The organism is Parabacteroides sp. PH5-46 (genome assembly GCF_029892785.1).
In the GTDB taxonomy this organism is placed as follows: Bacteria; Bacteroidota; Bacteroidia; order Bacteroidales; family Tannerellaceae; genus DFXE01.
This window is the reverse complement of record NZ_JARXXA010000004.1, coordinates 47,797-60,071: the sequence shown is the minus strand read 5'-3', so window position 1 is coordinate 60,071 and position 12,275 is coordinate 47,797. Positions and strand designations below refer to the sequence as shown.

The 12,275-nt window shown below is 43.3% G+C and carries 10 protein-coding genes; 3 read left to right on the top strand and 7 right to left on the bottom strand.

Annotated features, from left to right (window positions below):
• Nucleotides 1–8 precede the first annotated feature (8 nt).
• The 3 genes from M2470_RS05230 to M2470_RS05220 form a co-directional block, all read right to left on the bottom strand.
• On the bottom strand, nt 9–1,271 hold the full coding sequence (locus tag M2470_RS05230) for a glycosyltransferase (protein ID WP_280743987.1): 1,263 nt from the start codon (nt 1,269–1,271) through the stop codon (nt 9–11).
• Nucleotides 1,272–1,284: 13 nt separating this feature from the next.
• A complete protein-coding gene (locus M2470_RS05225; protein WP_280743986.1) occupies nt 1,285–3,219 on the bottom strand; it encodes a glycogen debranching enzyme N-terminal domain-containing protein in 1,935 nt (644 codons plus the stop codon).
• 177 nt (nt 3,220–3,396) lie between these two features.
• Nucleotides 3,397–3,567, bottom strand: coding sequence for a hypothetical protein (locus M2470_RS05220; RefSeq protein WP_280743985.1), 171 nt, complete (start codon nt 3,565–3,567; stop codon nt 3,397–3,399).
• Nucleotides 3,568–3,704: 137 nt separating this feature from the next.
• On the opposite strand from M2470_RS05220, the gene M2470_RS05215 reads away from it, so the two are divergent.
• Entirely contained in the window at nt 3,705–4,442 is a 738-nt protein-coding gene (locus M2470_RS05215) for a lysophospholipid acyltransferase family protein (RefSeq protein ID WP_280743984.1), read from the top strand.
• Between the two features lie 10 nt (nt 4,443–4,452).
• Entirely contained in the window at nt 4,453–6,570 is a 2,118-nt protein-coding gene (locus M2470_RS05210; protein ID WP_280743983.1) for a CotH kinase family protein, read from the top strand.
• A 132-nt stretch (nt 6,571–6,702) separates the two neighbouring features.
• Here M2470_RS05210 and M2470_RS05205 read toward each other — a convergent pair whose 3' ends face one another.
• On the bottom strand, nt 6,703–8,121 hold the full coding sequence (locus tag M2470_RS05205) for a capsule assembly Wzi family protein (RefSeq protein ID WP_280746466.1): 1,419 nt from the start codon (nt 8,119–8,121) through the stop codon (nt 6,703–6,705).
• 134 nt (nt 8,122–8,255) lie between these two features.
• On the opposite strand from M2470_RS05205, the gene M2470_RS05200 reads away from it, so the two are divergent.
• Complete coding sequence (locus M2470_RS05200; RefSeq protein WP_280743981.1) at nt 8,256–9,365, top strand: DUF5009 domain-containing protein; 1,110 nt, start codon at nt 8,256–8,258, stop codon at nt 9,363–9,365.
• A gap of 94 nt (nt 9,366–9,459) precedes the next feature.
• Here the strand turns inward: M2470_RS05200 and M2470_RS05195 are convergent, their stop codons facing one another.
• From M2470_RS05195 to M2470_RS05185, 3 genes are read right to left on the bottom strand one after another with little or no spacing between them, the layout of a single operon-like run.
• Nucleotides 9,460–10,149, bottom strand: a complete 690-nt coding sequence (locus M2470_RS05195; protein WP_280744190.1) for an HAD family hydrolase — start codon at nt 10,147–10,149, stop codon at nt 9,460–9,462.
• On the bottom strand, nt 10,149–10,799 hold the full coding sequence (locus M2470_RS05190) for a MarC family protein (protein ID WP_280743980.1): 651 nt from the start codon (nt 10,797–10,799) through the stop codon (nt 10,149–10,151). Before M2470_RS05190 ends, M2470_RS05195 begins: the two co-directional genes overlap by 1 nt.
• Before the next feature lie 28 nt (nt 10,800–10,827).
• Nucleotides 10,828–12,264, bottom strand: a complete 1,437-nt coding sequence (locus M2470_RS05185; RefSeq protein WP_280743979.1) for a monomeric [FeFe] hydrogenase — start codon at nt 12,262–12,264, stop codon at nt 10,828–10,830.
• Nucleotides 12,265–12,275: the final 11 nt, after the last annotated feature.

Here is a 12,275-nt window from a genome sequence, read left to right as displayed (position 1 = left end):
TTTTATTATTATCTATTTATCAGCAGGTCATAAATCCGGCGAACCTTTTGTCCGGCATACTCCCACTTGATATTATCAACTTCTTTGATTCCCTCTTCCTTTAAAAACTGGTGCATAGCCGGATATGTAATAATAGAATACATAGCATCAGCCATTGCTTCAATATCCCAGTAATCTACCTTAACGGCATAATCCAGAATCTCGGCACAGCCCGACTGCTTGGAGATAATGGAGGGGACTCCGCATTGCATTGCCTCAAGCGGTGATATTCCAAACGGCTCCGAGACAGAAGGCATAACATATACATCGCTGGCTTTGAATACTTCATACACCTGCTTTCCCTTCATGAAACCGGTAAAATGGAAACGGTCTGAAATTCCGCGCATAGCGGCCAGGCGGATCATTTCATCCATCTTGTCGCCACTTCCTGCCATCACAAAACGGGCATGAGGAGCTTTGGCTAATACCATTGCCGCAGCTTCTACAAAATACTCCGGCCCTTTCTGCATGGTTATACGTCCCAGAAAGGTAATAACCTTATCCTTCACTCCTTTTTTATCCGGTATAGCCAATATTTCCGGGCTTAACGGCTCTACGGCATTATGAACGGTAGTTACCTTAGCCGGGTCCTGATGATACTTCTCTATTACGGTTTGGCGGGTCAGGTTGCTAACTGTTATGATATGGTCGGCATTATCCATCCCGTTTTTCTCTATATTATATACATCCGGATTAACGTTTCCCCTGCTCCGGTCATAATCGGTGGCATGCACATGTATAACCAAGGGTTTTCCGCTCACCTGCTTGGTATGAATACCTGCCGGATAGGTCAGCCAATCATGGGCATGTATAATATCAAACTGCTCTGTACGAGCCACTACACCGGCTACAATAGAATAATTGTTTATCTCTTCCAACAGATTGTCAGGATAACGGCCTGAAAACTCTATACACCCCAGATCATTCACATGCCGATAAGTAAAATCAGCATAAATCCGGTCGCGATAATCATAGTATTTTTGCGGATCCATATATTTGCCGATACGGCTCTTTACATAGTCCCAATCTACATCACGCCACACAATCGGCACATTACATGCACCTACGATCTTCAGAAAACTCTGATCTTCATCACCCCAGGGTTTGGGAATAACAAATGTTATATCCATATCCGGTTGCATAGCCATTCCACGAGTCAATCCATAACTGGCAGTTCCCAACCCACCTAAAATATGCGGTGGGAACTCCCATCCATACATCAATGCTTTCATACGCAACGTCGTTTTATTCAGCTTTATACTTTTCCAACATCTTATCTACCCAAAGAATAGAAGCTACATTCATGGCAAAAGAAATAGCCCCTCTTCCTGTAAATGGAGGGTTACCGTCAAATAATTCAGGAATAGTCCCTATACAGTGCAGTCTCACCTCCTCTTCCATACTAACCATCATTCTATCTACAAACGAAACTCCGCTCTTTCCGAATATACGAAGATATGCTTCCAGATAAGCACCCAACAACCAGGGCCAGGCGGTACCTTGATGATAGGAGTAATCACGCTCCGTCTGAGGTCCGGCATAACTGGGGCGATACCCCTCACTTTTAGGACTTAAAGACCGAAGCCCTTTCGGTGTAAGCAACTCTTTGGTTACCATATCCAGGATAGGTCGTTGGTCTATTTTCTCAAATGGAGAATAAGGCAAAGAGATCGCAAAGATCATATTGGGGCGTACACTCCAATCTACCATCGAACCACTCACAGAATCAAACAGATACCCATATCCGTTTTTAAACACAGACGGGAATGACTTCTTTACCGTTTGAATGAGATTAGTTATCTTCTCTACAGGTTCTTTATTCAAATCATTATTTAAAAAACAGAGTGCATTATACCATAATGCATTAAACTCAACTATATAACCGGAACGAGGCACAACTGGTTTACCATTAACCGTAGAATTCATCCATGTAATGGCTTTTTCTTTTCCGTGCGCATACAACAATCCGTCTTCCAGGACTTTCATATCCGGGTGCTTCTGGTCGAGGATATAATGAATCATTTCCGACACCAGATCGGCATACAACTCCTGGCAACGCTCCATACTATAATTCAGTCCATACATCTGTATGGCTTTTATACACCAAAGCAATACATCCGGCTGATCTATTTCTTTTATAACCGGATCTTTCACCCCTTTTTCCATGAAATTCCGTAAGGCCGGTATAGCCGTTGTCATGATCTTTTCAAAACGGACAGGATCGTCAAAAGTCAGTGTACATCCGGGAAGTGAAACAAATAAATCTCTGGCGCGTACTTTAAACCAAGGATAGCCAGCCAATAAATACGCATCATTTTCCGTTGGGCGGAAATAGAACTGTTGAGCTGAATTTTTCAGGCAATTAAAGAAGCTCGTCCGGGTGGTACGATTCTTTATTTCGTCTTCATACAACAACTCAAGTTCCGAGGTATTTACTTCCGTATCTCCTGCACTAAAGTAAACAGACTCACCTTTCTCTATCGGGATTTCAAAATATCCCGGTACGTATAAGTCTTCCTGGTAAGGGAAGCCACGCTCTTGCTCCTTAGGATATTCAACCCCCTTATACCAATAAGGTTGAAAGACAAACTTAGCCTCTTTGCTGAATTGCATATACAATTCGGGATATCCCTGATAAAGGCACATCTTTATACCGTTAGTTATTTCGGTATACGACTCATTTAGCGTATTGTTCTCATAGGTAAGTTCTTTTACACTTCTGAAAGCCAGGAAAGGCCTGAAACGAAGCGTAGTAGGCGAATGGGCATCCTCCAGCTTATACCTGATCATGATACGATTCTCATACAGAGAAAAGGCTTTCTCCTTTGAAAAGATAACTCCTCCCACCCTATAAACCGTACGAGGCACCGTGTCACAACTATATTCGCGGATGTATTTATGCCCTTTCGGACTGAAATTATCATCTTTATATTTATGTAAGCCCAGGTTAAACTCAGCTCCATGCTGAATAACCGTTTCATCAAAAGACGACAAAAGGACGTGGTTTTCATCATCCAGCCCGGGAACAGGCATAACAAGCAAACCATGATATTTCCGGGTATTACAATCAACAACAGTCGAACAATGATAAGCTCCCTTTCTGTTCGTACGGAGTACTTCACGCTGTAAAGACTCTTGTAGGTTTATCATGATCGTTTTATCAAACTTAAGATAGCTCATAATATCATCATGTTTAGGTTAAGATGTATTCTACTTTAAAGATTTTTAATAATAATCAAATACCAAATATATCATTTTAAATACCAATAACAAAATTGTATGAAATATTTCTGACAAAAAAAGAGCGACCTGACGATCGCTCTTTCCTTTAATTTTCTAACATTTTTTTAAGAATAATCACTCTACCTTCTTATTCAGGAAAATATGGGCAAGATAGCCTACTACTATCAGTGCAAGACCGGCTATTAACATTGCATTACTCAAAGCTCCTGTAATTGTTGGCACTGCTAATACTGCAACACCAATAAGCAGAATGAATACTCCCAGGTATTTTAATAAACTGTTCATGGTTATAGATGTTTATAATTATTTCCTTTTCTACCGCAAATAAAGTAATAATAACCCGATTCCAAAAATATTTTGGAATAAAAATATTGAATCGATTCATTTTAGCTTCTATATTTGTAGAAATAAATAGAATTAAGATGCTGCGAATACTTTATGTGATATACACATGGATAGTTTTTGTACCTATCTTCTTGGTACTCACAATCATTACAGCTTTAGTGACGATCTTTGGATGTTTATTGGGCGGAGAACGTATTTTTTCCTATTACCCCGGTATGATCTGGTCGCGATTAACCTGTTATCTGGCTCTTTGTCCCGTGAAGGTTCGGGGTCGGGAGCATATTAAGCGAAAGCAATCGTATGTGTTTGCCGCTAATCATCAGGGCGCTTTCGACATTTTCCTTATCTACGGATTCTTAAGTGTACCTATTAAATGGATGATGAAGGCCAGCTTGGGAAAGATTCCGTTTGTAGGAGCTGCCTGTCGTGCAGCCGGATTCATATTTGTAGACAATTCTACTCCGAAAGCTGCCGCCCGAAGTGTTGCCGAGGCCAAAAAATCACTGAAAAGAGGCGCATCGGTAGCCATATTCCCGGAAGGATCAAGAACACATACCGGAAAAATTGCCAAATTTAAGAAAGGAGCTTTCCAGATGGCTTTAGATCAACAGTTGTCTATCATACCTATCACACTGAACGGACCTTTTAATGTTTTACCTATAGGCTCTTTAAACCTGAAAAGACACCGGATGGAAATGGTTATCCATCCCCCTATCCCGACAGACGAAACAGAGCCCTCTCACAAAGGCCTGCAGCAGCTAGCTGAGCAGACACACTCCATCATCGCCTCTGCGTTATGGGACGAATACAAATAAAAATACCCTTATGCTACAAGTAACTCTAAAAACAGTCGCAGTACGCTGCATCTTTTGTTGTGTTTTTCTTTTCTCCGGTTTGTTGCTGTTTACAGCACAGGCGGTAAATGATCCGCTTTACCCCTACCATCCGGGTGTAAGCCTACCGTTCACCTCCTCCAACCTTCCGATCGTCTGTATTAACCTGGATCAACGCATGGCTGATAAATCTGCCGATAAACGGGTCTCGGCTTCCATGAGAATCATCTGGAATAAAGACGGAAGCGATAACCATGTTTCAGACACCGGAAACGATGATTATAACGGAAAAATAGGAATCAAGTACAGAGGGAACTCCTCTTTCTGGAATTCAGATAAAAAACCTTTTGGCATCCGGATACAAGACAGTAACGGCAAGAAGCAGAAAGCCTCAATCCTGGGCATGCCGGAAGATGAGGACTGGGCTCTGCTGGCTCCTTTCAGCGATAAGAGTCTCATCAGGGATGTATTGTTATTCGATCTGATGAGGGGCGCCATGGATTATGTCCCGACAGGGCGTTACTGCGAAGTGGTGCTCAACGGAGTTTATCAGGGAGTTTACATCATGACAGCCCGGGTAAGACAAGGAAGCAACCGGGTCAACATCAAAGCCCCGACTGCCGATGACGGAGACGGCGTAACAGGCGGCTATCACCTGGAGATAGACCGGAGCGACGAACCCGGCTTCTGGGGAGTTGTTAACACAAGAGGAATACGAAATAACGTAGAAGCTTCCAAAACATACTATCAATACAAATATCCGGACGAAGAAGATCTGAGCACTGCCCAGAAAAACTATATCCAAAGCCTGGTAAAAGAAATGGAGCGGGCAATAGAAAGTGACAACTTCAAGAACGCGGAAACCGGATACAGGGCTTATCTGGATACGCTTTCTTTGGTAAACTTCTTCCTTGCGCAGGAAATATCCAAGAACATGGATGGGTACCGCCTCAGCACGCCTTTGTATAAATATCCGAACAGTATCGACAAACGTTTCAAGTTCTCCATCTGGGATTTCAACATCTCTATGGGAAACATTAATTACATCTGGGGATGGAGCCCCGAAGGCTGGTCTTTTAACGGTAATGTATTCTCGGAAGACAATCGTATCCCCTGGATGTTCAAACGAATCCTGCAAGATGAGCAGTTCTATGACAACCTCAAAAATAAGTGGGCAGAATACCGCAAAAACAGGTTCTCGGACGAACAGATTACAACTAAAATAGATTCGCTGACCAACCTGTTGCAGGAAAGTCAGGTTCGAAACTTTACAATCTGGAATCGCTTTAACCGGGAGGTTTGGCCTAATTATTATATATCCTCTTCCTGGAATGACGAACTCAGCTATCTAAAGAAATGGCTTTTGAACCGGGTAGGCTGGATGGATTCCCAATGGATACAGGAAGAGATTAATCTGGTAGCCAACGGCAATATGGAAGCGGCTTCCACTCGCGGTTACAAAAACGATACCTGGCTTTCCGAATGGTCTTCTACCGGCACTGCTTATCTTACTACCACCAATGTAAACAATGGTTCGTACGCCCTATCGCTACAGAGCTATTCGCGGGCTTACCAGGTGGTAACAGAATTAACTCCCGGTAAATATACTCTAAGAGTATGGGCAAAAACATCCTCCGAACTGAATACGTCGGTCTACTACGCATATAACAAGGATAAAAGCAACCACACAGCAATTAAAACAAATATAGAAGGAAACAATAATTATCACCTGATAGAAATTAAAGACATAGACGTAAGCAACAACTTCGTGGAAATAGGCGTTGAAACCCAGAGCAGTAAAGACGCAAGTGCAAGACTCTGGATAGATGATGTAGAGTTTGTTAAGCAGAAAGAAGCTGTAGGCAATATACCGCTAGTAAAGGAAACAGGCTCTTTCCGGATCGTTGCCGACAAACAACAGATGGAACTCCGGATCAGTTCATCAAACAATGAGGTAACAGGCCAGCATATTGAAATCTACGAGATATCCGGCGGCAAAGTCTATCATTCCAGATTGACCTCCGGGCAGCAAATCATACGTGGTATATTTGCACCCCATAAGGTGTATATTGTTCGCGTAGGTGATACAAGCAAAAAAGTGATATTCTGAAGCTATTTAAACTTCACAAGCATCTATGCAAAAAAACGCAGGTATGCGTTTTATAAATCGCATGGGTGCTTTTTGCAAAACGCATGGGTGCAATTTTTCAAACGCACGCATGCGTTTTTTAGGTTTCAGTAATCACCTGATACTTAGCACCCCCCGTTTGGCGATACTCAGACCAAAACCAAAGCTCTTACCGTACATAGATCCTTTGTCGGCAGCCAATGAACCGATAAATAGCCAGCCGTGCAGGCGCGGATGGTGATAAGATACTTCCAGCAAGCCGGAGGTGGCATTTTTCTTGTTTAGGAAGGGTCGCTCGTGCGTGCCCCAGCTGTTCATGTCGGTTAGCAAAATACGATAATCAAGCAAGGGACTCAAAGCTCCCTCCAGTCCAAAGTGCCAGGCGCGCACACGGTTATTTCTAAAGCCCAGTATGCCGTTGGTATTATATTCCGGAGAAGGCAGTATCGGAGAGCCTATACCTCTGTTGAAATAGGAGACTCCTGTAGTATACTCCCCGTTGTTATAATAATCGTCTTTGCCGCCGCCTCGTCCGGGATGTTCATCATGATCAAAGCTTATGAAATGAAACGGGCCTGATTGGTCACGCGTTTCCAGATACTCAACAACAAATGTACGTATCCAAGGGAAGGTATTCAAATCCAGTTGCAAGCCCCACAAGCCATCCATTCCGTTTTGCAGCCTCATGCCCGATTTATCGTCAAGATACCGTTGATGATACGCATGCACCGCCCAGCGATCCTGCGTAAATCCCAGTTTTAAATCATACGAACCGGAATGGCTACCGAGCGCATTAGCTACATCTATTTCGGAGGCTCCTTCGCCACCTTCTTTTCCCATTACGATTTTAATAAGATCCTTGAAAGATTGGGGTTGCTTGCCGATCTTCGGATCCGTGGACGTACCTCCCCATTGCGCCCAATGCTGAAGGCCAAACACGAAAGAAAGCGGGAATCGGTTTCTTGTATCTTTAATCTGAAGATATCCCGACTTATGATGCCAGAGTGTCTTTTCATTGTATTGTTGATCCTCATTGGCAAAATCTTCCAGATAGGCTGTATCAAAAGAGCGGCCTACCGCAAAATCAAATTTCATCTGAAGCCAGCCTTTAGTATACGGAATAATTGTAAAGTCCGGAAAGCTCAGGTTTATTTCCGGTATCGGACGGGCATTGGGTGATAACACCATGTCGCCGGAACTTAAGCGTTTATTCCACAAAGACGTATAACGTTCTTTGCTTCCTACGCTCAAAAGAAAAGCCTGAAAGCCTATTTCGGCGTATAGTTGCTGAATATATACATTCCGGTAACGAGGGGCAGATGCAACAAGATCGGTTCCTGCGCTCCAATAGAATTTGTTGCCCAACAAGCCGTCATAAAAAGCGCCGGCTTTGAGGTATCCATTCCCGGCTTCTAAGGGAACCACCCCGTAACGGTTGCTAACCTGCCAGAAAGGTGTATTATCTCCGGAAGCAGCCGACCCAAAGGCCTCTACCCTGTATGAAAAAGTATGGGGAACATCCGTTTGAGACATTCCGTATAACGTGCTAAATAATAATGCAAGGCTAAAAAAGGGTAAGCGTACTCTTTTCATATCAGAATTTATCGTTTGAGAAGCAAACTTAGCTAAAAAAATGATAATATTGCACACCATAAATCAAATACAAAATGGAAACACAGAAAAAAAAGGATGTACGCTTGATGTCATTAGATGCTCTCAGAGGATTTGACATGTTGTTTATCATGGGTTTTGCCGGCTGGATTGTAGCCTTGTGCAACTTCTTCCCCGACTCTGCTCTCATGCAGTGGTTGTCCGGCCAGATGAAACATGTTGAATGGAACGGGCTGACCCACCATGATACCATCTTCCCTCTTTTTCTTTTTGTGGCAGGTATATCGTTTCCCTTCTCATTGACTAAACAACGCGCACATGGCAAAACCGAACAAAGCATTTACTACAAGATAATCAAGCGGGGGATTGTCTTAGTCTTGCTAGGATTTGTCTACAACGGCATTTTTAAGCTTGATTTTGAGAACATGCGTTATGCAAGTGTTCTGGCTCGTATTGGTTTGGCCTGGATGTTTGCCGCATTACTATTTGTGAGTTTTAAGACGAAGATCAATATCGTTATCTCTCTTGTCATTTTGGTGGGCTACTGGTTGCTATTATGGCTGATACCGGATGGAGCCGATCCTTACTCTCTGGAAAATAATCTGGTGGGGGCTGTAGACCGTGTGTTATTACCCGGCCGTTTGAATCAAGGCATATTCGATCCCGAAGGGCTCTTAAGCACAGTACCGGCCATTGTTACAGCTATGCTGGGGATGTTTACCGGACAATTGGTGCAGCTGTCCGACGAGAAATGCTCCGGCAATAAAAAGGTAGTCTACATGCTTATCGCTGCCGCAGTCTTCTTGCTTATCGGATGGCTATGGAACTATGTATTCCCCATTAACAAGAAACTATGGAGCAGTTCCTTCGTGTGTGTGCTGGCAGCTTACTCACTGATTCTATTTGCCCTCTTCTATTATATTATCGACGTAAAAGGTTACTCCGGCTGGTCGTTTTTCTTCCGGATCATAGGGCTCAATTCCATCACGATTTACCTGGCACAGCGAATCATTAATTTCAGCCAGATTTCGGATTTCTTCCTAGGAGGCCTTGCCGCCAAATGTCCTGAAACACTGGGGAATTTAATAAATATAAGTGGCTACGTAGCTGTCTGCTGGTTATTCTTATACTTCCTGTACAAACAAAGGATTTTCCTGAAAGTCTAATTGAATAAAGAATAGGACGTGAGCTTTTATAAACGGCTCACGTCTTATTTTTTCTTGTTCGTTTCCTATTTTTATTGGGAGGTGAGTTATTTTTCTACGGCAATAAGGGAATGATATCCCACAGGCTATCTACGGTGTGAAATTGGGTATGCGAGGGCGACTCGTCTACCAATTCGTGTTCCCAGGTAATGTGGAAAGGGACATGGATAGCATGACAGCCTAAAGCAAGTGGCGGAAGGATATCGGAACGTACGGAGTTGCCGATCATCAGAAACTCCTCGGGGCGAACGTCTATATGATTCAACAGTTGTTTGTACTCTTTCTCTGTTTTATCACTCATTATTTCTACATGATGGAAAAGGTGTTCCAAGCCGGAACGGCGTAGCTTTTGTTCCTGGTCCAGCAAGTCGCCTTTTGTAACAAGTATCAGGCGGTAGCGCCCCACAAGGGCATTCAAGGTTTCCTCTACCCCGTCCAGCAATTCTACCGGACGCATCAATTGCTCCTTCCCTATCTGTATAAGCTGTTCTATAACCTCCGGAGAAATCTTTTTCGACGAAATACGGATGGCAGTCTCAAGGACAGAAAGGATAAACGCCTTAACGCCATAGCCGTATAAAGGCATATTCTGCATCTCGGTACGGAACAATTCAGCCGAAGCGGCCTCTCCGTCCATATAAGGAGACAATAATTCGCGAAACCGCATCTCCGTATCCTTGAAATACGGCTCGTTTACCCAAAGTGTATCATCTGCGTCAAAACCAATCACTTTAATATTCCGCATCATAGGCTTGCGTTTGCTTGTTGCAGGATATCTATCATGATCGGACGAAGACCGCTTACAAAACACTCTACAGCTATTACCATCAATATTAATCCCATTAAGCGCATCATCACATTATTTCCTGTTTCGCCCAGAATCTTCAATAAACGGGTAGAGGCTCTCAGTATGACGAATGTAAGCGAATAAACTAACGCTATGGTGCCAATAAGGATTCCTTTCTTCAGAAGTGTATCGGCATCCTCCATCAACATAATACCATTGGCTATCGCCCCGGGCCCGCAAAGCATCGGGATCGCCAAGGGGGTGATCGAAATATCGTTCACATACTTCTTTATTTCATCGTCTTTCAGCTTTGCTTTGGCTATACGTGCCTGAAGCATATCATATCCTATGGTGAAAATAATGATACCTCCGGCGATACGAAAACCATTTGTGGAAATGCCAAAAAACTTAAAGAGAAATTGTCCTGAAAAGGTAAAGATCAACAGTGTGACGAAAGATGCAATCGTTGCCCGCTTAACAATATTCTTACGTTCGTTGTGCGACATGCCGTCGGTCATCGTCAGAAAGACAGGCATTGTACCCAATGGATTCGTCAATGTAAAAAAAGACGTAAAACATAGTAATGCGTAAGGTAATAATGTGTCCATACTTGCCGTTTTTAAGTGAATGGATTATTTAAAGTTTTGTGAGTTCTTTTGTCAACTGCTTTTGCCCGCTTTGTTTGTCACTATACGTACAAGGTCCCGTCACACAGCCACCTTCGCAAGCCATAACCTCGATAAACTGAGCCGGAGCTTTTCCTGTCTTGGCATACGCCCTTAGCAATGCCACATTCTTCTTCGTTAGATTGGCTACCTGTACGGCATTAACGCTCTCATCATTCAGATATACTTTCACGGCATTAATCACCCCTCCGCTTTGTGCAAACCCATGTGCTTCACGCACGGATGTATATAATACAGAGAAGGGTTTGGTTGTTTCCAGTTTAATATCCAATCCGTTGAATATAGAACCGATTTCTTCAAACGTTAATGTATAATCAACAAGATTATCCATCTTTACCTCTTTACGCTTGGCTACGCAAGGGCCTATAAACACAATATGGGCATCGGGGTATTTTTCCTTCGCTATCTGGGCTGTATAATACATAGGGGAAGCGGTGGTTGAAATATACTTCTTCAAGTCGGGGATATGCTTCTCTGCCAACTGGGTATAGGAAGGACAGCAACTGGTAGTCATGAAAGCTTGTCCTTCATGCATCTTTTCTTTCAGTTCTTCAGCTTCCCGGCGGGTTGTCTCCATAGCCCCTTGAGCTACCTCTATAACCTCTACAAATCCCATCTCTTTAATAGCTCCGTACACCTGCTCTACAGGAGCGCTGAACTGAGCCAATATGGCCGGAGCCACAATAGCTACCGTTGGCTCCTTATCCCTCAGGCGCTGCAAGACATCAAATACTTGTGAGATTTCAAAGATAGCACCGAACGGGCAGGCATTAATACATTTGCCACAATATATACATTTCGACTCATCGATATGCTCTATTCCGTATTCATCTTTAGTAATAGCTTTTACCGGGCAAACTTCCTCACAGGGAATCGGTATATATACAATCGCATGGTAAGGACAACTAACCTGGCACTTTCCGCAACTGATACACGTATCATGGTCTATCTCTGCCTGCCCGTTCTTATTGAAACGGATAGACTCTTTCGGACAATTCATGTAACAGCTACGAGCCACACATCCCCGGCAAAGATTGGTTATAACATAATTAGCCTGCACGCAGGACGAGCAAGCCTCATCAATGACACATAACAGATTCTCCTTCTTGTTTTCCGAACGGAACAAGGCACGCTTTGCATACTCTGATAGCGGCGTCAGCTCGTCTTCTTCGTCTTGCATATCAAAGCCTAACAAAGGGAGTGTCTTATATTTCCAGACGGCACGTTCCTTATGAACACAGCAGCGTCCGATCACTTTTGATTTTCTGGGGGATAACTCTATAGGTAAACGGTCTATTTCTGCCAACAGGCGATTCTCTTTCCACAGTTTAACCAATCGCGCCAACAAAGAATGGCGAACGATCATTACATTATTGGTAAATGCCATTATGAATCTTC